Origin of the sequence: Cellulomonas sp. ACRRI, assembly GCF_022346185.1 — a bacterium.
Taxonomy (GTDB): Bacteria; Actinomycetota; Actinomycetes; order Actinomycetales; family Cellulomonadaceae; genus Cellulomonas.
Genome location: NZ_JAKRMS010000069.1, coordinates 1 through 22,853, shown reverse-complemented (window position 1 = coordinate 22,853; position 22,853 = coordinate 1). Strand labels below are relative to the sequence as shown.

26 protein-coding genes are annotated in these 22,853 nt (G+C 76.6%); 8 read left to right on the top strand and 18 right to left on the bottom strand.

Annotation, left to right across the window (positions count from 1 at the left end; genetic code table 11):
- Positions 1 to 170 precede the first annotated feature (170 nt).
- On the top strand, positions 171 to 1,055 hold the full coding sequence (locus MHY85_RS13035; protein WP_239196942.1) for an NAD(P)H-binding protein: 885 nt from the start codon (positions 171 to 173) through the stop codon (positions 1,053 to 1,055).
- 195 nt (positions 1,056 to 1,250) lie between these two features.
- Here the strand turns inward: MHY85_RS13035 and map are convergent, their stop codons facing one another.
- The 3 genes from map to MHY85_RS13020 are packed head-to-tail and all read right to left on the bottom strand — an operon-like array spanning position 1,251 to position 3,506.
- Positions 1,251 to 2,021 carry a type I methionyl aminopeptidase gene (map, locus tag MHY85_RS13030; protein ID WP_239196941.1) on the bottom strand — a complete coding sequence of 257 codons (771 nt, stop codon included), beginning with the start codon at positions 2,019 to 2,021 and terminating at the stop codon, positions 1,251 to 1,253.
- A gap of 29 nt (positions 2,022 to 2,050) precedes the next feature.
- Positions 2,051 to 2,656, bottom strand: a complete 606-nt coding sequence (locus tag MHY85_RS13025; RefSeq protein ID WP_239196940.1) for a TetR/AcrR family transcriptional regulator — start codon at positions 2,654 to 2,656, stop codon at positions 2,051 to 2,053.
- On the bottom strand, positions 2,649 to 3,506 hold the full coding sequence (locus MHY85_RS13020; protein WP_239196939.1) for an alpha/beta fold hydrolase: 858 nt from the start codon (positions 3,504 to 3,506) through the stop codon (positions 2,649 to 2,651). The genes MHY85_RS13025 and MHY85_RS13020 overlap by 8 nt, the downstream gene beginning before the upstream one ends.
- 60 nt (positions 3,507 to 3,566) lie before the next feature.
- Between MHY85_RS13020 and MHY85_RS13015 the strand changes: the two genes are divergently transcribed.
- The gene (locus tag MHY85_RS13015; RefSeq protein WP_239196938.1) at positions 3,567 to 4,142 is read left to right on the top strand and encodes a GNAT family N-acetyltransferase; all 576 of its coding nucleotides are present in this window, start codon (positions 3,567 to 3,569) and stop codon (positions 4,140 to 4,142) included.
- A 362-nt stretch (positions 4,143 to 4,504) separates the two neighbouring features.
- Positions 4,505 to 5,140 (top strand): NADPH-dependent F420 reductase, encoded by a 636-nt coding sequence (locus MHY85_RS13010; RefSeq protein WP_239196937.1) that lies wholly within the window; start codon positions 4,505 to 4,507, stop codon positions 5,138 to 5,140.
- Between the two features lie 39 nt (positions 5,141 to 5,179).
- On the opposite strand, the gene MHY85_RS13005 is transcribed toward MHY85_RS13010, so the two are convergent.
- Positions 5,180 to 5,575: a winged helix-turn-helix domain-containing protein gene (locus MHY85_RS13005; protein WP_239196936.1), complete on the bottom strand. Its 396-nt coding sequence runs from the start codon at positions 5,573 to 5,575 to the stop codon at positions 5,180 to 5,182.
- A 270-nt stretch (positions 5,576 to 5,845) separates the two neighbouring features.
- On the opposite strand from MHY85_RS13005, the gene MHY85_RS13000 reads away from it, so the two are divergent.
- A complete protein-coding gene (locus MHY85_RS13000; protein WP_239196935.1) occupies positions 5,846 to 8,323 on the top strand; it encodes an Ig-like domain-containing protein in 2,478 nt (825 codons plus the stop codon).
- 118 nt (positions 8,324 to 8,441) lie between these two features.
- On the opposite strand, the gene MHY85_RS12995 is transcribed toward MHY85_RS13000, so the two are convergent.
- Together MHY85_RS12995 and MHY85_RS12990 are read right to left on the bottom strand one after the other, a co-directional pair.
- Entirely contained in the window at positions 8,442 to 9,338 is an 897-nt protein-coding gene (locus tag MHY85_RS12995; RefSeq protein WP_239196934.1) for an endo alpha-1,4 polygalactosaminidase, read from the bottom strand.
- Complete coding sequence (locus tag MHY85_RS12990; protein WP_239196933.1) at positions 9,335 to 10,282, bottom strand: LLM class flavin-dependent oxidoreductase; 948 nt, start codon at positions 10,280 to 10,282, stop codon at positions 9,335 to 9,337. Before MHY85_RS12990 ends, MHY85_RS12995 begins: the two co-directional genes overlap by 4 nt.
- Positions 10,283 to 10,375: 93 nt before the next feature.
- Here MHY85_RS12990 and MHY85_RS12985 point away from each other — a divergent pair, with 93 nt between their 5' ends.
- Positions 10,376 to 10,939: a dihydrofolate reductase family protein gene (locus MHY85_RS12985; protein WP_239196932.1), complete on the top strand. Its 564-nt coding sequence runs from the start codon at positions 10,376 to 10,378 to the stop codon at positions 10,937 to 10,939.
- A gap of 15 nt (positions 10,940 to 10,954) precedes the next feature.
- Here the strand turns inward: MHY85_RS12985 and MHY85_RS12980 are convergent, their stop codons facing one another.
- Complete coding sequence (locus MHY85_RS12980) at positions 10,955 to 11,548, bottom strand: dihydrofolate reductase family protein (RefSeq protein ID WP_239196931.1); 594 nt, start codon at positions 11,546 to 11,548, stop codon at positions 10,955 to 10,957.
- Between the two features lie 41 nt (positions 11,549 to 11,589).
- Positions 11,590 to 12,360, bottom strand: a complete 771-nt coding sequence (locus MHY85_RS12975; protein WP_239196930.1) for a DUF1206 domain-containing protein — start codon at positions 12,358 to 12,360, stop codon at positions 11,590 to 11,592.
- 129 nt (positions 12,361 to 12,489) lie between these two features.
- Between MHY85_RS12975 and MHY85_RS12970 the strand changes: the two genes are divergently transcribed.
- Positions 12,490 to 13,020 carry a hypothetical protein gene (locus MHY85_RS12970; protein ID WP_239196929.1) on the top strand — a complete coding sequence of 177 codons (531 nt, stop codon included), beginning with the start codon at positions 12,490 to 12,492 and terminating at the stop codon, positions 13,018 to 13,020.
- Here MHY85_RS12970 and MHY85_RS12965 read toward each other — a convergent pair.
- The 9 genes from MHY85_RS12965 to MHY85_RS12925 all read right to left on the bottom strand — a co-directional run bounded on the left by MHY85_RS12965 (position 12,947) and on the right by MHY85_RS12925 (position 19,541).
- Positions 12,947 to 13,525, bottom strand: coding sequence for a YdeI family protein (locus MHY85_RS12965; protein ID WP_239196928.1), 579 nt, complete (start codon positions 13,523 to 13,525; stop codon positions 12,947 to 12,949). The two genes, MHY85_RS12970 and MHY85_RS12965, sit on opposite strands and share 74 nt — an antisense overlap.
- 58 nt (positions 13,526 to 13,583) lie before the next feature.
- On the bottom strand, positions 13,584 to 14,801 hold the full coding sequence (locus tag MHY85_RS12960) for a sensor histidine kinase (RefSeq protein WP_239196927.1): 1,218 nt from the start codon (positions 14,799 to 14,801) through the stop codon (positions 13,584 to 13,586).
- Positions 14,798 to 15,463 carry a response regulator transcription factor gene (locus MHY85_RS12955; RefSeq protein WP_239196925.1) on the bottom strand — a complete coding sequence of 222 codons (666 nt, stop codon included), beginning with the start codon at positions 15,461 to 15,463 and terminating at the stop codon, positions 14,798 to 14,800. The genes MHY85_RS12960 and MHY85_RS12955 overlap by 4 nt, the downstream gene beginning before the upstream one ends.
- Before the next feature lie 60 nt (positions 15,464 to 15,523).
- Positions 15,524 to 16,480, bottom strand: a complete 957-nt coding sequence (locus MHY85_RS21910) for a universal stress protein (protein ID WP_239196924.1) — start codon at positions 16,478 to 16,480, stop codon at positions 15,524 to 15,526.
- On the bottom strand, positions 16,477 to 16,623 hold the full coding sequence (locus tag MHY85_RS12945; protein WP_239196922.1) for a hypothetical protein: 147 nt from the start codon (positions 16,621 to 16,623) through the stop codon (positions 16,477 to 16,479). Before MHY85_RS12945 ends, MHY85_RS21910 begins: the two co-directional genes overlap by 4 nt.
- Entirely contained in the window at positions 16,617 to 16,781 is a 165-nt protein-coding gene (locus MHY85_RS12940) for a hypothetical protein (protein WP_239196920.1), read from the bottom strand. The genes MHY85_RS12945 and MHY85_RS12940 overlap by 7 nt, the downstream gene beginning before the upstream one ends.
- Before the next feature lie 47 nt (positions 16,782 to 16,828).
- Positions 16,829 to 17,545: a GTP pyrophosphokinase family protein gene (locus MHY85_RS12935; RefSeq protein ID WP_239196918.1), complete on the bottom strand. Its 717-nt coding sequence runs from the start codon at positions 17,543 to 17,545 to the stop codon at positions 16,829 to 16,831.
- A gap of 152 nt (positions 17,546 to 17,697) precedes the next feature.
- Positions 17,698 to 18,300, bottom strand: a complete 603-nt coding sequence (locus tag MHY85_RS12930; RefSeq protein ID WP_239196916.1) for a response regulator transcription factor — start codon at positions 18,298 to 18,300, stop codon at positions 17,698 to 17,700.
- Positions 18,297 to 19,541 (bottom strand): sensor histidine kinase, encoded by a 1,245-nt coding sequence (locus tag MHY85_RS12925; protein WP_239196914.1) that lies wholly within the window; start codon positions 19,539 to 19,541, stop codon positions 18,297 to 18,299. The genes MHY85_RS12930 and MHY85_RS12925 overlap by 4 nt, the downstream gene beginning before the upstream one ends.
- A gap of 152 nt (positions 19,542 to 19,693) precedes the next feature.
- On the opposite strand from MHY85_RS12925, the gene MHY85_RS12920 reads away from it, so the two are divergent.
- Both MHY85_RS12920 and MHY85_RS12915 read left to right on the top strand, forming a co-directional pair.
- A complete protein-coding gene (locus MHY85_RS12920; RefSeq protein WP_158370965.1) occupies positions 19,694 to 20,191 on the top strand; it encodes a small multidrug efflux protein in 498 nt (165 codons plus the stop codon).
- Positions 20,192 to 20,327: 136 nt separating this feature from the next.
- Positions 20,328 to 21,089, top strand: coding sequence for an SRPBCC family protein (locus MHY85_RS12915; protein WP_239196912.1), 762 nt, complete (start codon positions 20,328 to 20,330; stop codon positions 21,087 to 21,089).
- A gap of 65 nt (positions 21,090 to 21,154) precedes the next feature.
- On the opposite strand, the gene MHY85_RS12910 is transcribed toward MHY85_RS12915, so the two are convergent.
- On the bottom strand, positions 21,155 to 22,843 hold the full coding sequence (locus tag MHY85_RS12910) for a glycoside hydrolase family 13 protein (protein ID WP_239196943.1): 1,689 nt from the start codon (positions 22,841 to 22,843) through the stop codon (positions 21,155 to 21,157).
- Positions 22,844 to 22,853 lie beyond the last annotated feature (10 nt).

Genomic DNA, 22,853 nt, shown 5'->3' with positions numbered 1-22,853 from the left:
GGCACGCGGGATCCGTTCCGGGTCGGGGGAGGCAGACGGATCGTACTCTCACGTCACGTCAGGGTCCGGGGTCCGGGCGGCCCTGTCCCGTCGCCGCCGCGGCGCGGCCCCGCTACCGTCGCTGCCACCCGGGCACGCGCCCGCGGGCCGACGCCGTACGGAGGAGACACGTGGACGACGACCTGATCGTGGTGACGGGTGCCTCGGGCCGGGTCGGCCGGCGGCTCGCCGTCCGGCTGGCGGCAGAGGGTGCGCACCAGCGCGTGGTGGTCCGCTCGGCAGACCGGGCGCCCACGATCCCGGGCACGGAGACCGAGGTCGCGCTGAGCCCGGGCTACCACGACGTCGCGTCGATGCGGGCGGCGTTCGCGGGCGCCCGCACGGTGTTCCTGGTGTCCGGGCGCGAGTCCGCCGACCGGGTCGCCGAGCACCGGGCGGCGGTGGACGCGGCCGTGGACGCCGGCGTCGAGCGGGTCGTCTACCTGTCGTTCATGGGCGCCGCGCCGGACGCGACGTTCACGTTCGCGCGGGACCACTGGGCGACCGAGGAGCACATCCGGGCCTCCGGCCTCCGGTTCACGTTCCTGCGGGACTGCCTCTACCACGACGCGATCGTGCGGTTCGTGGGCGAGGACGGCGTGATCCGCGGGCCGGCGGGGGACGGCCTGGTCGCGGCCGTCGCGCACGACGACGTCGCGGACGTGGCGACGGCCGTACTCCTCGACGAGCGCCACGGGGCGCACGACGGCGCCGCGTACGACGTCACGGGGCCCAGCGGCTACTCGCTCGCGGAGGCCGCGCAGGTGCTGTCCACGGCGACCGGCCGGGCGATCACGTACCACCCGGAGACCGTCGAGGAGGCCTACGCCTCCCGGGCGGCCTACGCCGCCGAGCCGTGGGAGGTGGCCGGCTGGGTGTCGTCGTACACGGCGATCGCGGCGGGCGAGCTCGCGACCCCGTCGCCGGTGGTCCGCCGGCTGTCGGGCCGGCCCGCGCAGTCCCTCCAGGAGTGGCTGACCCTCAACCCGCAGGAGTGGGCGCACCTGCGGACGTGACGCCGGGCGCGGGGCGGAGAGGCGGGGGCGGCGCCCGACCTCCCCCGAGCGTGCGCCGCCCCCGCCCGTCCAGGCGTCCGCGCGACCGCGACGGGCGTCCGGCTCACGCTCGCCGACCCCGCTGGCCGGGGGGCGACCCCGGGGTGAACGCGGGGCGTCGGTCGCGCGTCGGTCCTGCGTCGGCCGCCCGCGGCGTCAGCCCTTGCGCGCGGTCAGGACCAGCGGCCCGTCGGGGGTGATCGCCACCGTGTGCTCGGCGTGCGCGGCGCGCGACCCGTCGGCCGTGCGGATGGTCCAGCCGTCCGGGTCGATGACGTAGCCGTCGCCGCCGGCCATGAACCACGGCTCGATCGCGATGACCAGGCCCGCCTTGAGCGTGAGTCCCGTGCCGCGGCGGCCGAGGTTCGGCACGTGCGGCTCCTCGTGCATGGTGCGCCCCACGCCGTGGCCGCCGAAGTCGGCGTTGATCCCGAGCCCGGCGGCGCGCCCGACCTCACCGATCGCCGCGGAGATGTCGCCCATCCGGTTGCCGGGCCGGGCCTGCGCGATCCCCGCCGCCAGCGCCTCCTCGGTGACCCGGATGAGCCGCTGCGACTCCGGGTCCGGGGTGCCGACCTGGAAGGTCAGGGCGGAGTCGGCGACCCAGCCGTGCACCTGCGCCGCGAAGTCGATGCTGAGGACGTCCCCGTCCGCGAGGACCTGCTCCGACGGCAGCCCGTGCAGCGCCGCGTCGTTGACGCTGGTGCACAGCACGCCGGGGTACGGCATCGCGCCGAACGAGGGGTGGTAGCCGAGGTAGACCGAGTGGGCGCCGGCCTCGTCGATCAGCCGGTGCGCGTGCGCGTCGAGCTCCTTCAACGTCGTGCCCACCCGGGCGACGTCCTGCAGGCTGCTCAGCACGCGGGCCACGAAGGCGCCCGCCGCCCGCATCGCCTCGATCTCGCGGGGTGTCTTCAGGTCGGCCACGCGCCCACCCTAGACGCGCGGGGCGCGGATCAGCCCGTCGCTCCCGCCGGCCCGGCCGCGAGCGCCGCCACGCCGGCGACCAGCATCCCGACCAGCACCTCGAAGCTGCGGTCCCGGTCCTGCGGCAGGCGGAACCCGCCGCCGAGCTCGAGGGCCACGAAGCCGTGCACGCCCGCCCGCACCGCGCGCACCGCGTCCACCGACCGCTCCTCGGGCAGGTCGAACCCGCGCAGCGCCGCGGCGATCACCTCGACGGTGCGCGCGGCCGCCGCGGCGAGCGGCGCGGCCTCGGGGTCGTCCGGGTCCGGCGCGACCTGCACGGCCGCGTACCGGCCCGGGTGCGCGTGCGCGTAGTCGCGCATCGCGTGCGCCAGCGCCCGCACCGCGTCGGGCCCGGACCGCCCGACCGTGCTGTCGACCAGCCGCTCCGTGAGGTCCTGCACGGTCAGGACCGCGACCTCGCGCCGGAGCGCGGCGAGCGAGCCGACGTGCTTGTAGAGGCTCGGCGTCGCGACCCCGGCCTCGGCCGCGACCTTGGCGAGGGTCAGGTCCGCGAACCCGGTGGGCCCGCCGGCGTCCACCAGGTGGAGCGCGATCCGGACGACGGCCTCGCGGGACAGGCCCGCCCTAGGCACCGGGCACCGCGTCCACGGGCGCGACCTCGGCGAGCAGGCCGAGCACCGCCTCCGCCACCACCTCGGGTGCCTGGTGCTGCGGGTAGTGACCGGCGTCGTCGACCAGGAGGGCCCGGGCACCGACCGCGTCCCGCACCCACGCCAGCTCGGCGGCGGGGTCCGGCCAGTCGGGGTCCAGCGCGCCGACGACGGCGAGGGCCGGTGCCTCGATGCGCGCCACCCGCGCCTCGACCGGCGCGTGCGTGAGCGCCAGCGTCAGGCGCCGGAACGCGCGCAGGTAGCCGGGACGGCGCAGGGCGGCCCGGATCGCGTCGGCGTGCGCCGCGAGCCGCGGCGAGCGGGTGCCCCGGTTGAGCGACCGGTAGTACGCCGCCCAGACGGCGGCCCCCCACGGCCCGGAGAACAGCACCCGGTACGCGACGGGCAGCAGCGCGCGCACCACGGCCGGCTGCGCCGGGTCGCGCAGGAACGGGGCCAGCAGGACCAGCCCCCGGACCAGCTCCGGCCGGTCGGCCGCGACCACGGCCGCCGCCGACGACCCCATCGAGTTCCCGACCAGGACCGCCGGACCGGCGCCCAGGTGCTCGACGAGCGCGACGACGTCCCCCGCGGTCGCCTCGTCGCCGTGCGTGGCGAAGCCGGGGTCGGAGTCGCCGTGGCCGCGCAGGTCGGTGGTCACGACCCGGTACCCGGCGCCGAGCAGGGCGGCCCGGAGCTCGTCGTAGGTGGACCGCAGGTCGCCCATCCCGGGGACCATGACGACGAGGGGGCCGGTGCCCGCGTCGTCGTACGCGACCCGTCCTCCGGGCCGCGGCAGGTGCAGCGTGCGTCGTGCGTCGTTGTCAGCCATAGCCCCGAGGCTAATGCCATTAGCCTGCTGATGGCAAGGGCCGTCTGAGATGCTCCTCGGGTGCTGCACGATCTCGCCCTCGAGGGCCACGGAACCCGCCTCGTCCCGCTCGACCTCCCGCACGCCGAGGCGCTCGCCGCGTTCGTCGACGCGCGCGTCTGGGCCGGGATGTCGTCCGCGCTGCCGGAGGGCGTGGCCGCCTGGCGGGACGAGATCACGGCCGCGCGCGAGGCACCGGGCCGGCTGGCGTTCGCCGCGCTCGACGCCGCGACCGGCGAGGTGCGCGGGAGCACGTCGTTCTACGACTGGGAGCCGCGGGTCCGGCGGGTCGAGATCGGCCACACGTTCTTCGCGCCGCGCTGGTGGGGCACCTCGAACAACCCCGCGTGCAAGCTCCTGATGCTGGAGCACGCGTTCGGCACCTGGGACTGCGCGCGGGTCGCGCTGCGGGCCGACACCCGGAACGCCCGCTCCGTCGCGGCGATCACCCGGCTCGGCGCCGTGGCCGAGGGGGTGCTGCGGAACCACCGGGTCGCGCCCGACGGCACCCGGGGCGACACCGCGTACTTCTCGATCCTCCCGGCGGAGTGGCCCGGGGTCCGCGCAGGGCTGCTGGCCCGGCTCGCGCCGGCCTGACCGGGGCGTCCGCGCCCGGGCAGGGAACAGCCCGTGGGCCGGGCCCCCTGCTGGAGGGCCCTGCCGCGAAGGACGAGGTCGCGGCTCCCACGGGCTGCGGTGACTGCGGGGATTCGCCCGTCGCGGCCGCCGGTCGCACCGGCGGGGCGGCGAACGGATCGCAATCCGTCCGAACTCTGCTGTCCGCGACTAGCGGGCAGTCACCTCACTCGTCCAAGAAGACGTCATGTCTCGGACCACCTCCTTCCCGTGTGCCTCGACCGTACGTCCGCGCCGCCGCGTCGGCCAACGGTTTTTCCCCACGGCGGAACGCGGGTCACCTGACCAGGAACAACGGGACCGCCCAGCCCGTTGGCCCCGACATGACCACGATCGGATTCATCGGCGCCGGCCACATCGGCGGCGCCCTCGCGCGCCTGGCCGTCCAGCACGGGCAGTCGCCCGTCGTCAGCAACTCCCGCGGCCCGCACACCCTGGTCGACCTGGTGGCCGAGCTCGGCGACGGCGCGCGCGCCGGCACCGCGGACGAGGCCGCGGCGGACGGGGACGTCGTCGTCGTCACCGTGCCGTTCCACGCGTACCAGCAGGTCCCCGCCGCGCCGCTCGCCGGCAAGGTCGTCATCGACACCAACAACTACTACTGGGAGCGCGACGGCCACGTCGCCGCCCTGGACGACGGCTCCACCACCAGCTCCGAGCTGCTCGCCGACCACCTGGGCGACGCCCGCGTCGTCAAGGCGTTCAACCACATCACCGCCGCCGACCTCGGCTCGAAGGGCACCCCCGCGGGCACCCCCGGCCGCCGGGCGCTGGCCATCGCCGGCGACGACGCGGACGCCAAGGCCGTCGTCACCGAGCTGATCGACCGGTGGGGCTTCGACGTCGTGGACGCCGGTCCGCTGTCCGAGGGCTGGCGTTTCCAGCGGGACACCCCCGCCTACGGCACCGAGCTCGACGCCGAGGGGCTGCGCGCGGCGCTCGCCGCGGCCACCCGCTGACCCGACCACCCCGCCCGGCCGGCGCGGCGGCGCCGCGGCTCAGCCCGCGGTGCCGTCGCGCTGGTCCGGGACCCGCACCTCCGGCGCGAGCCGGTACCCCAGGCCGCGCACGGTGCTGATCGCCGTCCGGTCGCCCGACCCGTCGGCGAGCTTGCGGCGCAGGTTCGCCATGTGCACCTCGATGCTGCGCCGGTCCGCGTCGGTGGGCGTCGGCACCGCGTGCGGCCCGTGCACCGCGACCGCCACGGCGAGCTCGTCCTTCGACACCGGCTGACCCGCACGCTCCGCGAGCGCCACGAGGATCTCGAACTCGCTCCGGGTCAGCGGGACCGGCCGGTCCGCGACGCGCACGCACCGCGCGGGCACCTCGACCACGAGGTCCCCGCGCACCAGCACCCGGCCGTCGTCGAGGCCGGAGTCGTCTCCGAACGCCATCGGGTCACGGTACGTCGGGGGCCTCGTGCGCGCTCGGGCAGGCTCCTCGTCGCCGGTCGGCCGGGGCGTGGGTGCCAGCACCCAGCCGCGCGAGCGGGACCCTCAGTTCCCCTGGACCCGTGCCCGGGGCCGCCGATGAGGCTCTCGTTCCGCACGAGCACGGGGGTCGCCCCCGTCCGACAGGGGGAGAACCCAGTGCACACTTCGCGCACGCGATCAGGGCGCCTGAGGCGTCCCGTCGCCCTCGCGACCGCCGCGGTGGTCGCGGCGATGCTGATCCCGGCGGGCGCCGCGTCCGCCGACGAGGGCGTCACCGACCCGAACGCCGTCGTCGAGACGCAGCCCGTCGCCGACCCGCAGGCCGCCGACCCGCAGCAGCAGCCGGACCCGCAGCCGCAGCCCGACACCCCGGACCAGGGCTCGACCACGCCGGTCGAGTCCACGCCGGTCGAGTCCACGCCGGTCGAGTCGACCCCCGTCGAGTCGACCCCGGTCACCAGCGGGTCGGGCTCCGGGGAGGACACCTCGCCGACGCCGGACACCCCGGCGCAGGGCGACACCTCGGACACCGACGTCCCGGCCGACACCACGCCGGTGGCCGACCAGCCGTCCACCGGCACGACCACGCCGGAGCAGGACGTCCCGGACACCGACCAGGACTCCGGCGACACCGGTCCGTCGTTCTCCGCCGGCGGCTTCCGCGTGTCCGGCTACTCGGTCGACCCGCAGGGCAACCGCGTCGCCGTCGCCGGCCAGACGCTCACGCTCGAGCGCACCGAGCCGACGCCCGAGGACACCGAGTACTCCTGGGACTGGCGCACGAACAGCGGGTGGCGCGGGGCCTCCGCCCAGTTCACGCCCACGTCGGACGACGTCGGCAAGCAGCTCGTGCTCACGGTGATCGCCTACACCGACGAGGGAATCGTCCGCGTCCTCACCGAGAACTTCGGGCTCGTGCTCGCCGAGGCGCCTGCATCCGGCCCGGTCACGACGCAGCCCACCTCGCCGGTCGAGAGCGACCCGCAGGCGGACGACCGCGTCGAGGCGCCGGACGAGTGGACCGACTTCGTCTTCTCCGGGACGACGACCGACGAGTGGGGCGACCCGATCGCCACCATCGGCACGCCGATCACCGTGCACCCGACCACCAACTGGATGGCCGGCACGACCTTCACCTACGAGTGGCGCCTGGACGACTTCGACGGCCCGGTCGTCGGTGAGGGCACGACCTACGTCCCGACGGACCTCAACCGGTCGATCTACCTCGTCGCCGACCCGACCCCGGTGGACAACAGCGCCCTGGGCGCCGGCACGATCGTCGCCTCGAACACGATCGCCCCGACCGTCCCGGGCGACTCCGACTCCGACGACGACCCGGGCCTGAAGCCGATGCCCGAGGGCTGGTTCCAGATCGAGGCCGCGAACGGCTACGAGCTGGCCTACGGCAAGGAGTACACCGCCACGCCGACCGGCTTCGCGCCGGGCGCCGAGTACACGGTCCGCTGGACCGTCGACGGCGTGCAGGTCGGCTCGGGCCGCACGTTCACCCCGGCCGCCGGCCAGATCGGCCAGTTCGTCGACCTCGAGTTCGAGGTGCGCGCCGAGGGCTACGAGACCTACACGTCCGTGCGTTCGGCCGGCTGGGTCCAGGCGCAGCCCACGGTCACCGTGTCCGCCCCGACGATCACGGCCGGCGCGGCCGCGACCGTGACCGTCTCGGTCACGGGCCCCGCGAAGGCTCCCCAGGTCACCGGCCCGGTCGACCTCTCCGTGCACGGCAACGGGTACAGCCGGCCGCTCACCGGCCAGTCGCTCCAGAACGGCGTCGCGACCTACAGCGTCCCGAACCTCCCGGCCGGCTCCTACGAGCTCACGGCGTCCTACACGGGCGACCAGATGTGGGCGCGTTCGTTCTCGGTCCTCGGCGCCTCGTTCGGCGGCTACACGTCCGCGCAGGGCGAGGGCACCCTGACGGTCCTGCCCGCCGCCGCCACGGTCACCGCCCCGGCCACGCTCACGGTCCCGGTCGCGATGCGCTCGACGTTCGACGCCAAGGTCTCCGTGCCGGGCTCGGTGCTCCCGGCCTCATGGACCCTCCGCGAGGGAACGACGGTCCTGAGCCACGGCGCGACCCACGACGGCCGGTTCGCCGTCACCGTCCCGGTGCTGACCGCCGGCACGCACACCCTGGTGCTCGAGGTCCCTGCGACCGAGTTCTCGGCTGCGGCCGCCGCGACCATCACGGTCACCGTCGTCGGCGAGCCCGTCCGGACCGGCACCACGCCGTCCGCGCAGCTCGACACCCCGAAGGCCGCCACGGCCCCGGGGCAGCAGATGGAGCTCGTCGCCGAGGGCTTCCAGCCCGGTGAGACGGTCGCGTTCTACCTGCACTCCGATCCGGTGTTCCTGGGGACCTCGGTCGCCGACGCCAACGGCGTCGCCCGGCTGATGGCGACCGTGCCCGCCGACGTCCCCACGGGCGCGCACACGGTGTACGCCACCGGCGGCACCACCGGCCGCTGGGCGACCCTCGCGGTGCAGCTGGCCGTCCCCGTGCCGACCGAGGTCACCCCGGTGTCCGCCCCGGTCGCGGCAGTCCCGGCGGCCCTGACGCCGGCGGCGACCGGCGCCGGTGAGCTCGCGGTGACGGGTTCCGAGGGCGGCGCCCTCGGCGTGGCCGCGGCGCTCCTCCTCGGGCTCGGCGGCGCCCTGGTGCTCGCCACCCGCCGGCTGCGCGCCACGCGCTGACGTCCGCCGCACGACGGCCCCTCGACCCGCGGATCGGGTCGGGGGGCCGTCGTCGTCCCCGGCGCCTGCCTCGTGCCCACCCGGGCCCCGGCGCGCGACCGGGCGCCCCGCGCCCCGGTCAGCAGGCGTCGAACGTGTAGCCCGGGCCGTCCGGGGTCGTCAGGTCCCGGTCGCGGCGGATCGTGGACGCCGGGCGGCGGGGATCGGCGCACGCCGCCGCGAAGCCCTCGTCCGTGTACTCGACGTCGAGCACCGCGTCGCGGTAGACCGCGGTGTACGCCGCGCACTCGTCGTACTGCGCGCACTCCTCGGCCACCGCGAAGTCGAACCCGGCCTCGTCCCGCCCGCGCACGCCGAGCTGCGGGGTGTTCTTCTGCCCGGCGGCCAGCCCGGCCTCGTGCGCGACCGCCACCAGCCGCGCCGCCAGGTCGACCGCCCCGTCCTCGTCCAGCCGGCCGCCGGACCGCGTCCAGGAGTCGAGGTTGTCGAGCTCGACGGCGACGAACCCGCGCTCGGCGCACGCCCGCACCTGCCGGCCGACGACCGCCGCGAGCGCCGCCCGGTTCGCGGGAGTCGACGTGTCGAGCAGCAGCTCGTCGGGCCACCCCTCGTCGACCACCGGCTGGCCCGCCTCGTCCCGGAGCACCAGGTCGGGGTGGTCGGCGAGCCACGCGTCCCGCTCGCCGGGCTGGGTCTGGAAGCCGTTGACGTAGCAGGCGGACCACAGGCCCGGCGCTGGCTCGTCGGTGACGTCACGGACCACGCCGCCGACCCCCGCCGCGGGCGGGTAGCCGCCGCCGAGCTGGTAGTCGACGACCACGCCGGCGGGCGGGCCGCCGGGACGGTCCGGCCGGGCGCCGAGACCCGTCGCCGGGGTCGACCGCGTCGTCGCCCCGTCGCGTGCCGCGTCGGCGCCTCCCCCACCGGCGTCCCCGGCCGCGCACCCCGCGACGAGCGCCAGCACCAGCGCCAGCACCCCCGCGCGCGCCCGCCGGCTCGTGCGCCCTGCGCTCACAGCACCGCCGCGAGCCCCTCGAGCGCCGCGAGCGGGTCGGGGCCCGCGGGCGCGAGCACCACGGCGTCGGCTCCCGCGAGCGCGAGCCCGTCCAGCCGCGCCCGCGCCTGCTCCGGCGTCCCGACGACCGCGAGCCGGTCGACCCAGGCGTCGGGGAGCGCGGCCGCGAACGCCGCCCGGTCCGGGGTCCGGTCGCGCAGGTCGCGGAACTCGGCCGCGACGTCCATCGGCTCGATGTGCGGCGCCCAGCCCGGGTCGCCGATCCAGGCCAGCGCGGGGCGCACCCGGTCGCGCGCAGCGGCGGCGTCCGCGTCCACGGCCGCGACGTCGTAGGCGACCACCCGGTGCCCCGGCGCGTGGCCGATCTGCGCGATCGCCGCGGCCAGGTACTCCGGGCCGACGGGCTCGGCGAGCACCGTCCCGTCCGCGCACCGGCCGGCCGCGGCGAGCGACTTCGGGCCGCGCACCCCGGCCAGCACCGGCGGGACCTCGGCCGGCGGGTTCTCCAGCCGCACGCCGTCCAGCCGGACGTACCGGCCGTCGACGGTCACCTCCTCGCCCCGCAGCAGCGCGCGTAGCGCGGTCACGTACTCCTCGAACGCGGTCAGCGGGCTCGTGGGCCACGCGCCGACCTGCCGCATCCAGTCCGGCATGCCGTGGCCGATGCCGAGGTGCAGCCGGCCGGGGAACAGCTCGGCGACCGTGGCCGCCTCCATCGCGGCGAACGCCACGTTGCGCGCGCCGACCGGCAGGATGCCGATGCCGACCCGGATCCGCTCCGTGGCCGCGAGCACGGCCGCGGCCTGGGCCATCCCGCCGCGGAAGCCGAGGTCCTCGACCACCCACAGCTCGGCGAACCCGAGGGCGTCGGCGCGCCGCGCGTACGGCAGCACCTGGTGGGCGGGCAGGTCACGGGGCAGCAGGACGCCGACGTCGAGGCTCATGGCCCGACCCTACGGGCGGACGTGGTCCGCGTGTGCTGTCCTGGTGCCCTGACCCGCAGCGTCGCGGGACCCGCCCACGCCGGGAGGTCGGCCATGGCCAGGCTCGTCTACTCCGCGATCACGTCCCTGGACGGCTTCGTGGCGGACCGGGACGGCCGGTTCGACTGGAGCATGCCGGACGAGGCGGTGCACCAGCGGGTCAACGAGCTGCACCGCGGCGTCGGCACATACCTCTACGGCCGCCGGCTGTACGACGTCATGGTGGCGTGGGAGACGATGGAGACCGCCGACGAGCCGCCCGCCGTGCAGGAGTACGCGCAGCTCTGGCGGGCGGCGCACAAGGTCGTCTACTCGACCACCCTCACCCAGCCGCGCAGCACCCGGACGCAGGTCGAGGCGACGTTCGACCCCGAGGCGGTCCGGCGGCTGCTGCACAGCTCGCCCCACGACGCGCTGGTCGGCGGCGCGCACCTGGCCGGGCAGGCGCTGCGCGCCGGGCTGGTGGACGAGGTGCACCTGTTCGTGTCGCCGGTGCTGGTCGGCGGCGGGACGCGCGCGCTGCCGCGGGACGTCCGCGTCGACCTGGAGCTGCTCGGGCTCGAGCGCTTCGCGAACGGGGTGGCGCACCTGCACCACCGGGTGCACGCGGTCCACTGACCGCGCGGCGGGACCTCAGCGCCGGACGGGGAAGCTCAGGTGCGTGACCCCGCGGGACGGCACGACCGTCGTCGGGTCCCCCAGGGCGACCGGCCCCGCGTCGGCGGTGAAGTACGGCCGGCCGGACCCGAGGAACACCGGCGCGAGGTCGACGTTCACCGCGTCGAGCAGCCCCGCCCGGTAGGCCTGGGACGCAATCGTCCCGGCCGCGACGCCGACGACCCGGTCCCCCGCCAGCTCCTGCGCCGCGGCGACCGCCTCCCCGATCCCCTCGTGCATCACCACCAGGTCGGGCGACCCGAGCGCCGCCGAGTCCCGGACGGGCCGGTGCGTGAGCAGCACGAACGGCACGCCCAGCGGGTGCGTCCCGCCCCAGCCGTCGGTGAGGTCGAACAGCTCGCGGCCCACCACGAGCGCGCCGAGCGACTCCCGCCAGGCCAACCAGTAGGCGGCGCTCTGCTCGGTCAGCCGGAACGGCGGCAGGTCGCCGTGGTTCTCCACCACGACGTCGCCGGCGTCGTACCAGCCGAACAGCTCGTCGATCCCGTGGTCCTGCCGCGCGATGAAGCCGTCGAGCGACGTGGTCGCCGAGGCGATGACCTGGCCCATGCCGCCGACGGTAGCCGCAGGGCCTCGCGACGGGCAGCGGGTCAGACCTTCGCGTGCCGCGCCCGCCCGAACGCGTACACCCCGTACGCGGCGAACCCGAGCGCCACCAGGGTGAGCAGGACCGCCCCGAACGGCAGCCCGGCCAGGGTGTGCAGCGCCGCGTCGAGGCCGGCCGCCTTCTCCGGGTCGGCCTGGACGGCGGCGACCACGAGCAGCACGCCGACGACCGCCAGCGCCGCGCCCTTGCCGATGTAGCCGACCTTCCCGGCGGTCCGCACCCAGGGCGCCGGGCTGGACTCGAGGTCCTCCAGGAACGTCTCCCGCCACCCCTTCGCCACGTGGTACCCGCCGACCGCCACGACGCCGACGCCGACCAGCCCGACCAGCACGCGCCCGACCCCGGAGGACAGCAGCCCCGACGTCGCCCCGCCCGAGGATCCGCCGGACCCGCTGGTCAGCACGGTCACGGTCGTGACCGCCAGCACCGCGTAGACGACCGCCTTGGCGGCGGCCTTGGCCCGGTCGGCGGCCTCGCCCCAGGCGATCGCCTCGGTCGCCTGCCACAGCGCGAGCAGCACGAACCCGACCAGCAGCACCCAGAGCAGCGCCTGGCCGAACCCGTTGCCGGCGAGCTGCTGGAGGGCGCCCTGCTGGTCCGCCTGCTCCCCGCCGGAGGTCCACGCGAGCTGCACCGTCACCCAGGCGAGCAGCAGGTGCAGGACGCCGCTGGCGGCGTAGCCGAGGCGGGCGCCCTTCTCGAGGAGCGGGTGGTCACCGGCGCGGGCGGCTGCGTGCTGGACGTCTCCGGTCATGCGCCGAGCGTGGCACCGGGCGGGCCGGGGCGCGCGGCGAGCGGGACGTCGCGCCGGAGGCGCGCGTCACACACGACCTGGGCCGATGGTCGCAGCCGCCGCCCGTGGTCGGGGGAGCAGGGTGGGCCCGTGCAGTCGGACGAGTGGGCTCAGCAGGACGTGCTCGGGCAGGACGGGCTCGGGCAGGACGTCATCCAGCAGGCGCGGCACCGCGCCGAGGTGGTGCGCGACCACGTCGCGCACGCCATCGACCTGGCCGAGCGCGACGGCGGCCCGTTCGACTTCCTGTCCATCGCCATCGCCGCGCACTGCTCCGTGTCCTACCTGCGGCAGCACCGGGAGTTCGCGGCGCGGATCCGCGCGCTGCAGGCCACCGTGCCGCCGGAGCCCGTCGACCGGCGGGACGCCGCGCTCCGGCGCCGGCTCGCGGACGCGCAGCACCGCGCCGCCGCGCTGGCCGAGCGGGTGGGTCTGCTGGAGGCGGAGAACGCGCGGCTCCGGGACCGGCTGGCGTCGGGCCGGCGCGCCGCGCCCGTCCGCCTCGGCCCGGGCGTGCGCCGCCCCGGGTCGCCGCAGGAGCGGCGCGCTACTCCCCGGCCAGCGCCCGCACCGCCCGCGCCACCCGCTGCGCCCGCACCTCGGGGCTCGGCGCGACCATGAGCGGGTGCAGCACCGAGTACCGCGCCTGCCGGTCGAGGGCGTCGAACGCCGCCCGGGCTGCCGGGACCGCGTCGAGCGCCGCCAGCAGGTCCGCCGGCACCTCGGCGGTCGCCGACCCGGCGTAGGCGCGGTCCCACCGGCCGTCCGCGCGGGCGAGCTCGACCTCGCCGTGGCCGCGCGGCCGCATCCGGCCGTCGGCCGTGAGCCGGGCGATGTGCTCCACGTTGCGCTGCGACCAGATCGACCGCGCCCGCCGCGGCGTGAACCGCTGCAGGAAGGTCGCGTCGTCGCGGCTCCGCTTCTGGCCGTCGATCCACCCGCTGCACAGCGCCTCGTCCAGCGCCTCGGCGTAGGTCAGGCTCGTCGGGTCGACGGTGCCCTTCTTGGCGAGCACCAGCCAGACGCCGTCGGTCTCGTGCTCGTGGGCGTCGAGCCACGCGCGCCAGGCGGCGGCGTCGGCCACGACGAGGGGGGCCGGCGCCGCGGCGGGCTCGGGGGCGGTCATGCGCCCAGCCTGGGGCGCCCCCCGGCCGCGCACAAGCACCCCACCGCGCGCCGCGCGCTCACCGGTCGGCGGTGATCGCGAACGGGAGCCGGAACGTGAGCCGCCCGCCCCCCTCGGGGTTGGTGCCCAGCGAGAGCGTGCCGCCGCGGTGCTCGATCCGCTCGCGGTGCCGGTACAAGCCGTGCAGGGTCGGGTCCGGCCGCGTGGGCCCGGTGCCGTCGTCGTCCACGACGGTCGTGAACACCCAGCGCAGCGGGTCGTCCGTCGGCTCGGCGTCGGCCCGGACCCGGACGGTGCCCGCGTGCCCGTGCTTGAGCGCGTTGGTCACCGCCTCCTCCACGGTGTAGATCACGACGAGCCGCTCGGCCATCGGCATCCGGGCCGCCCCGCGCTCGACGAACTCCCGGTAGGTCGGCCCGACCTCGATGGACGTCCGGACCTGCGGCGGCAGGCGGTGCAGCAGGAGGGCGATCGCCTCCTCGGTACCGAGGTCGGCACCGCTCGGGAACACGGTGTGGCTCAGCGAGCGGACGTCCTCCTCGCGGATCTCCTCGAGCGTCTCCGCCCACCGGCGCAGGTCCGCCGCCCGGTCTGCGTCCCCCTGGGCGTCGAGCTGCGCGGCGAGCCCGTCGAGCCCCGCGGTCACGCTGACCAGGTGGTACTGCAGGGTGCCGTGCAGCTGGTCGAAGACCATGCGGCGCACCCGGATCTCCTCCTCCTGGAGCGCGTCGACCGCCCGGCGCGCCCGCGCGGCCTCGGCCTCGCGCCGGCGCTCCTCGGTCCGCGCCCGGTCGACGAGCGTGGCGGCGAACAGCGCGGCCAGCATGCCGACGACGCCGGACAGGAAGCCGAGCGACCCGATCGCGACGACGTAGGTCGCGCTGGCCGGCGTGCTGCTCACGGCGACGAGCGCGAGCATCCGCGGCACCGAGGCGACGGCCGCGAGCGCCGCGGTGATCAGGACGCGGGCGCCCCACCCGCGCCGCAGCACGCCGAGCGCGAGCGAGCCCGCCAGCACCACCAGGCCGTACGCCAGGTTGATCAGGACGACGACCACGGCGTCCACGGCCACGCCGACGACGCTCCGCTCGTGGTCGACGGCCTCCTGCAGCCCGCCCCACGCGACCCACGCACCCATCGCCATGAACGCGTAGAGGGTCACGTTGGTGACGCCGACGATGATCGTGATCCGCCGCCGGTCCCGGTCGTCCCGGGCGGCCGCGGCTGCGCGGTCCCGGGCGGCCGGTCGCGGGTCGGCGGCGTGCGTCGCGGTCACGCCCGCCACGCCCGTCCGGTCTGGTCCAGGAAGGCCAGCACCGCGGCCACGCGGCGGTTGTGCCCCTCGCCGTCGATCCCCAGCCGCTGGTAGATCGACTTCAGGTGGCTCTCGACGGACCGCTCGTTGATGCCGAGCCGCTCCCCCGCCGCCTGGTTCGACAGTCCCTCCGCGACGAGCCGCAGCACACCGAACTGCGCGGGGGTCAGCTCCGCCACCGCGGAGCCCGCGCGAGGCGTGGAGCGCTGGACCAGGTACGGGTCGAGGACGACCTGACCGCGCGCGGTGGCGACGACGGCGCGCACCAGGACGTCGCGCGCGAAGCTGGACCGCTTGGACAGGTAGCTCCACGGGCGGCTGACCTGCTCTTGGACCGTCGTGAACAGGCCCATCACGTCCTCGCTGGACAGCAGCATCACCGCCAGGCGGGGGTCTGCCCGCTGCAGCGCGACCCCGAGCGCGACGCCGTTCCCGTCCGGCAGGTTGACGTCGAGCAGCGCGACGTCGCACGAGCCCGGGGTGAACACGAGTCGGGCCTCCGTGACCCCGGGCACCGCGTGCACGACGCGGATCGACTCCTCGGCGGACAGCGTCTGCTCCAGCATGCCGCGCAGCAGCGCCTCATCCTCGACGATGCCGACCCGTGTGATGGGCGTCACCATGCGGCGATCGTAGGCCGGGGCACCGGCTTCCCGCAGGAGAGCCGGTGCCCCGTCGGCGGATCACGCCGTGGTGAGCTCCACCGGGAGGTGCTCCGCGGGCAGGTGCCCGGCGACCGGCCGCGCGACGAGCACGGGGCAGTGCGCCCGGTGCAGCACCTGCTGGCAGGTGGACCCCAGCAGCAGGCCGCGGAACCCCCCGATCCCGCGGGAGCCGACGACCAGGAGGTCGGCCGACGTCATGCACTCGAGGAGCCCGCTCGGCGCGGTCGCCTCGACGACGGCGCCCTCGACGGGGACGTCCGGGTGCTGGGCACCCAGCCGGTCGGTCACCCGCGCCAGGTCGGCCCGGGCGGTCGCGACCAGCTCGTCGCGGACGCCGGACCGCTGCCACGGTGCGCGCCGCCAGGTGCCGGTCGGCACCGCCCGCACCACCAGCAGGGACGACCGCCACGCGCGCGCCTGCTGCACCGCGTGGTGCAGCGCCGCCTCGGAACCGGGCGACCCGTCGACGCCGACGACGACGCGCCCGTGCCGCGGGGCCTCCTGCCGCGCGGACGGGGCGCCGCGCCGCACCGGGTGGTGCCGGGCCGGCACGACGACGGTCGGGCAGTTCGCGTGCGCGGGCAGGGTCGCGGAGACCGTGCCGAGCAGGCGCTCCGCGACGCGACCCGCGTTGCGCGCGCCGACGACGACGAGCGCGTGCTCGGCCGACCGCTCCACGAGGACGGCCGTCGGCTCGCCCTCCGCCAGCTCCGTCGACGCCGGGACGCCGGCGCGCTCGGCGCGCTCCCGTCCCTCGTCCAGCACCTGCTCGACCCGGCGGCGGACCGCGCAGTCCTCGATGAGCGGGTGGGCGTACGGCCAGTCGCCGCGGGCGTGGGTGTCGGGCAGCTGGTAGCTGCACACGAGGTGCAGCGAGCGCCCGGTGCGCCGCGCGTACGCGGCCGCCCAGTCCAGCGCCTGCAGGCTCGGCGCGGTGCCGTCGATCCCGACGAGCACGGTGTCGCGCCGGGTCACGACCGCCACCCCCCTCGGGGCGCGGGGGTCACCGCGGCGGTGCGGAGCGACCGCTGCGGGTCGCGCATCAGGGTGGTCCACACGCGGTGGGCCACGGCGAGCAGGGCGAGCAGACCGCCGAGGACGGCCAGGTCGGTCAGCACGACGACACCTCCTGGAGGACGACGGGGACGGGGACGGGGTCCGTGGCGGGCGTCGCGGCGCCGCCGGCGTGGTGCAGCGCGAGGGCGACACCGACGAACCCGGCGACGATCGCGCCGAGCGCCACGGTGAACGCGGTGGTGGACAGGGTCAGGGACATCGGGACCTCCTGGGTCGGGTCGGGTCGGGTCGGGCCGGGTCGGTGCGTCAGGCCGCGCGGGACGCCCCGAGCGCGGGAGCGGCGGCCGCGTCCGCGGTGCGCGACCACAGCCGGTCCATCGCGAGGTCGAGCGCGTTCGTGACGGCGGCGGAGCGCCGCAGCGCGGCGGCGACCGGGACGGGGACCGGGGCGTGGTGCCGGTAGGCGAGCCGGTGCTCCAGACACGCCCAGAAGTCCATGGCGACGGTGCGGAGCTGCATCTCGACCGTGACCTGACCGGCGCCGCGGACGGGGACGCCGACGACGAGGTGCAGGCTGCGGTAGCCGCTGGCCTTCGGCCGCGCGGTGTAGTCCCGCTCCTCGAGCAGCACCAGCCCGGGGAGGGCGAGGACCGCGTCCCGGACGTCGCGCAGGTCCGAGAGGAACGCGCACACGACGCGCAGCCCCGCCAGGTCCTGCATCTCGCGGCGGAGGGCGTCGTCGTCCAGCGGGATGCCCTTGCGCCGGGCCTTCGCCTCGATGGACGCGGCGGACTTGAGCCGCCACGTCATGTGCTCCACCGGGTCGTGCGCCCGGCCGTCCCGGACCTGGTCGCGGAGGCCGGCGATCTTGAGGAGCAGCACCGCGAGGGCGTGCCGGTGGTCGAGCAGGAGCCGGTCGGTGTCGACGGCGCCGGTGCGGGCGGCCGCGGGGACCGCCGCGACGGCGGGGTCCTCGAGCGCGGTCCCGGTGCGGGCGGTCGGTGCGGTCAGGGTGGCGTGCACGGCTGGTCCTCGGTGGTGGTCGGGGAAGATGACTCCCTGATCTCACGCGAGGGCGCGGCGCCACCCGCCCCCGTCTGCGTGGAACCACGCACGCGGGGTCCGGCCACCCGGGTCCGCCGCGGCCCACGGGCGTCCGGCACCCGGCGGCGGGCTCAGATCCAGCCGCGCTCCTCCGCCACCAGCACCGCCTGCTGCCGTGTCGCGACCCCGAGCTTGCCGAGGACCGACGACACGTGGTTGCGCACCGTCCCGGGCGACAGGTACACCGCGGCCGCGATCTGCGCGATGGTCTCTCCTCGCCGGCCCGCCCGCAGCACGTCCAGCTCGCGGTCCGTGAGCGGGCTGCGCTCGTCGGCGAGCGCGTCGGCCGCCACCTCGGGGTCGACGTACCGGTGCCCCGCTGCCACCAGGCGGATCACCTCCGCCACGTCCTGCGCGGGCCGGGACTTCGGCAGGAACCCGTCGACCCCCGCCTGCAACGCCCGACGCAGCACGCCGGGGCGCGCGTGCCGCGTCACCACCAGGCAGCGCGTCGGCACCGTGCGGGCCAGCCGCGCGGCGGTGTCGATCCCGTCGATGCCGGGCATCTCCAGGTCCAGCAGGCACACGTCCGGGCGTGCGCGCACCGCGGCCACCAGCGCCTCCTCGCCGGACGCGCACTCGGCGACGACGTCGAGGTCGGGCTCCAGCCGGAGCAGGGCCGCGAGGGCCGTGCGGATCATGTCCTCGTCATCGGCGATCAGCACCCGGATCATGCGCCCGTCCCGTCCACCGCGTCCGGCCGCGCCCCGTCCGGCACCGCGACCGTCAGCACGAACTCGTCGTCGGCCCGCACCTCCACCGTCCCGCCGAGGGCGGCGATCCGGTCCCGCATCGCGGCCACCCCGGTCCCCCGCGACGCCGCGGCGCCGGGGGTGGCCGGGTCCCGGTCGTTCGCGATCGCGTACCGCCACATGCCACCCTCCCGGCGCAGGCTGATCCGGGCGCGGCGGCCGGCGCCGTGCTTGAGGACGTTCGTCACGCTCTCCCGGACGAGCGGGCCGAGCACGTCGGCGGGCGCCCGCTCCGCGCCGCGGTCGAGCTCGACCTGCACCTCGTGGCCCGCCGCGCGGAGCAGGTCCGCGGCGTTCGCCAGCTCGTCCGGCAGCGGGACGCCCCGGAACCGGGTCGCAAGGTCGCGGGTGCCGGCGCGGGCCTCGTCCACCGACGCCCGCGCGGTCCGGATCTGCTCCGCCGCCGCGGCGGGGTCGCGGTCGATCAGCCGCTCGGCCAGCTCGAGCTGGAGCGCGACGACCTGGAGGTGGTGGCCCTGCAGGTCGTGCACCTCGCCGGCCAGCCGCAGCCGCTCGCGCATCGCCGACACCGCCGCCGCGGCCTCCCGGGCGCGGTCCAGCTCCCGCACCAGGTCCCACCACCACAGCGAGAAGGCGGACAGGGCGGGCAGCAGCAGGATCAGCGTGGGCGGCAGGGTCGACAGGTCGGCGTCGGCGGTGTCGATGCCGAGCCGTGGCGCGTCCACCACCCACAGCCCGGCGAGCACCAGCGTGAGCAGCGCGACGAGCCGCCACCGCACGCCTCCGGGCCAGGGCAGCAGGCTCAGCAGGAACGCGAGCACGCCGACCCCGAGCATCCAGGACCCGGTCGTCACGCCGAGCAGCGCCGCCCCGGCCGCGCCGACGGCCAGGGCCACCGCGCCCCGGCGGCGGCGGGGCGCGGTCACGGTGTCCTCGGCGTCGGCCGGCCGCACCGCGACCGGGTAGTCCCGCACGAGCACCGCCGCCGCGCCGAGCTGGAGCGCCACGCCCAGGGCCGCGAGCGCCGGCCCGCCGGGCAGCACCGCGTGCGCCGGGAGCTGGCCCAGCCACAGCCACCAGTTCATCAGGACGACGAGGTCGAGGAACACGAGGCCGGCGACCGTGTACCACCAGGTGGCCCGCACGCCGCCGGCGTACGGGCTGCCGACCGCGGCGCCCACCCCTGCCGCCCGAGAAGCCATGCCGCCGACCGTACGGCCATGACATCCGTCACGGGCGGACGCGCGCGACCCCACGTGCGCCGGTGACACCGCGGCACTGCCGCGCGACCCGGCGACCACGTTGGCTGGAGGCACCGAGAAGCACCACCCCAGCCGCACCCCCGGAGGTCACCATGGCAGGTCTGCCCGACATCGTCCCCGAGTTCCAGGAGCTCGTGGCCCAGCTGCCCGACTGGCTGCAGCCCGCGGGCGTCGCGCTCGCCGGCGCCGTGCCGTTCGTCGAGGGCGAGGGCGCCGCCGCGATCGGCGTCGTCGGCGGGATCCACCCCGTCGCCGCCGTCGTCGCGGCGATCGCCGGCAACTTCCTCGCGGTGCTGCTCGTCGTGACGGTCGGCGTCCGCACCCGCGCGGCGGTCGTCACCCGCGGGGGCCGTGCGCCCGTCGCCCCGAGCCCGCGCCGGCAGAAGTTCGACCGCGCGTTCGCCCGGTACGGCGTCGCCGGCGTCAGCCTGCTCGGCCCGCTGCTCATCCCGACCCACTTCACCGCCGCCGCCCTCTCCGCGTCCGGGGTCTCCCGAGCCCGGATCCTCACGTGGCAGGGCGTCGCGATCACCCTGTGGACCGTCGCGATCAGCCTGCTCATCACGGGAGTCGTCGCGTTCGCGCGGTGACCCAGGGCGCGCTCCCCGCCGCCCGCGCTCCCCGCGTCCGCGCGGTGACCGCGGGCGCTGCCACGCGTCCGCGCGCATGCTGGACGGGCCGGGTGCAGCGCTGCCGCCCGGCGCCCAGCTCGGACGAGGAGACGTCATGACGACGAAGGTCGAGGAGTCGGTCCTGGTGAACGTGCCGGTGAGCGTCGCGTACAACCAGTGGACGCAGTTCGAGGAGTTCCCGCGGTTCATGGGGGGCGTGAAGTCCGTGACGCAGCTGAGCGACGACCGGCTCCGCTGGGTCGCCGAGATCGCCGGCGTCAAGCGGGAGTGGGAGGCGCGGATCCTCGAGCAGGTCCGGGACAGCAAGGTGGCCTGGGCGGCGACCGAGGGCGCGACCAACGCCGGCGCGGTGACGTTCGAGGACCTGGGCGGCGGGCAGACCTCGGTGCACCTGTCGCTCGAGTACGAGCCCGAGGGCCTGGTCGAGAAGGTCGGCGACAAGCTCAACGTCGTGGAGAACCGCGCCGCGAAGGACCTCGAGCGGTTCAAGGAGTTCATCGAGGCCGAGGGCTACGCGACCGGTGCCTGGCGGGGCGAGGTGCGCGAGGGTGCCGGGCTGGGCACGCCCGGGGTGGCGGACGCCGCCGCGTCGCAGGGCGACTCCGGCAAGGCCGGGCTCTCCGGCACGGCCGTCGCCGCGGGCCTCGGCGCCGCCGCGGCGGGTGCGGCCGCCGCCGTGGTCGGTGCCGCGAAGGCGGGCGGGACGAGCGACCGGCCGACGGCCGACGAGGTCGAGCCGGTGGAGCCGGTCGTCGTCGAGACGGAGACCCTGGTCGTCGAGACCGAGCCGGTGGTGGACGTGCCGCCGCCCGGCACGACCCCGGACGACGGCACCGATCCCGCCGCGCGGATCTGACCCGGAGGCACGAACGCGGAGACGCGGTCCCCGGCCGGATCGTCCCGGCCGGGGACCGCGTCGTCTCAGCCCTCGCCCCCGGCGCCCCACACGGTCGCGCGCGGGGGCACCACGACGCCGCCGCCGAGCTCCGCGGTCGCCGGCGCGCTCGCCACCACGACCTCCCCGACGCCCGCGACGGGGTACGGCTCGTCCCCGAAGTTCGCGACGACGTGCCACCCGCCCGGCCGGACGTAGTGCAGGACGTCGTCCCGTCCCGTCTCCACCCAGGTCAGCCGCTCGGCGCCCTGGAGCCGCCGCCGGGCCGCGAGCGCCCGGCGGTACAGCGCCAGCGTCGAGCCCGGGTCCGCCTCCTGCGCGTCGACGGCGTGCTCGGCGAACCACGCGGGCTGCGGCAGGTGCGCGCGGCCGTCGCCGAACCCGAAGGAGTCGCCGTCCGCCGTCCACGGGAGCGGCACCCGGCAGCCGTCCCGGCCGACCTGCGCCCCGCCCGTGCGGAAGAACGTCGGGTCCTGGCGCTGCTCCCCCGGGATGCCGGCGACCTCGTGCAGACCCAGCTCCTCGCCCTGGTAGAGGTAGGTCGACCCGGGCAGGCCGAGGACCAGCAGGGTCGCGGCCCGCGCGAGCCGCAGACCCCGGTCCCGGTCGAGCGCCGACTCCGGGCCGCCGGCCAGCAGCCAGTCCGCGGCGCGCTCGCGCGGCGCCTGCCCGTCGCCGGTGGGCGGGATGCCGTACCGGGTCGCGTGCCGCACCACGTCGTGGTTCGACAGCACCCAGGTGCTCGACGAGCCGGACCGGGCCGCGAGCGCCAGGTTGTCGGTGATGATCCGCCGGAACTCCGCCGCATCGGGCTCCGCCAGCAGCAGGTCGAAGTTGAACGACTGCCCCAGGCTCTCGGGCCGCGCGTACAGCGGCACCCGCTCCGAGTCGACCCACGCCTCGGCGACCGCGGCGCGCGGCGGGTCGTAGGAGTCGAGCACGGCGCGCCACTCGGCGTAGACCTCGTGCACGTCGTCCCGGTCGTAGAGCGGGTGGTTCCCGTCCCGGGGCAGCGCCTCGATCTCCGCCGCGGACGGCAGCGGCTCCGTCAGGTCCTTGGTGAGCATGTGCGCGACGTCGATCCGGAACCCGTCGACGCCCCGGTCGGACCAGAACCGCAGGGTCCGGACGAAGTCGGCGCGCACCTCGGGGTGGTCCCAGGCGAGGTCCGGCTGCTCGGGGGCGAAGCTGTGCAGGTACCACTGGCCGTCCGGGACCCGGTCCCAGGCCGGCCCGCCGAAGGTCGACTCCCAGTCGGTCGGCGGCTCGGACCCGTCCGGCCCGGACCCGTCGCGGAAGATGTACCGGTCGCGCGCGGGCGACCCCGGGCCCGCGGCCAGCGCCTCGCGGAACCACGCGTGCTGGTCGGAGGTGTGGTTGGGCACGATGTCGACGACCACCCGGATGCCGCGGGCGTGCAGCGCCGCGACCAGCGCGTCGAAGTCGTCGAGCGTGCCGAGCCGCGGGTCCACGTCGCGGTAGTCCGCGACGTCGTACCCGCCGTCCGCCAGCGCCGAGGGGTAGAACGGGCTGAGCCAGACGGCGTCCACCCCGAGCGCGGCGAGGTAGTCCGCGCGCCGGGTGATCCCGGCCAGGTCGCCGAGGCCGTCGCCGTCGGCGTCCGCGAAGCTGCGCGGGTAGACCTGGTAGACGACGGCCTGGCGCCACCACGCCGGGACGTCACCGGGCGGGGTGCCGGCGGCGGGCGCCGGCACCCCGCCCGGT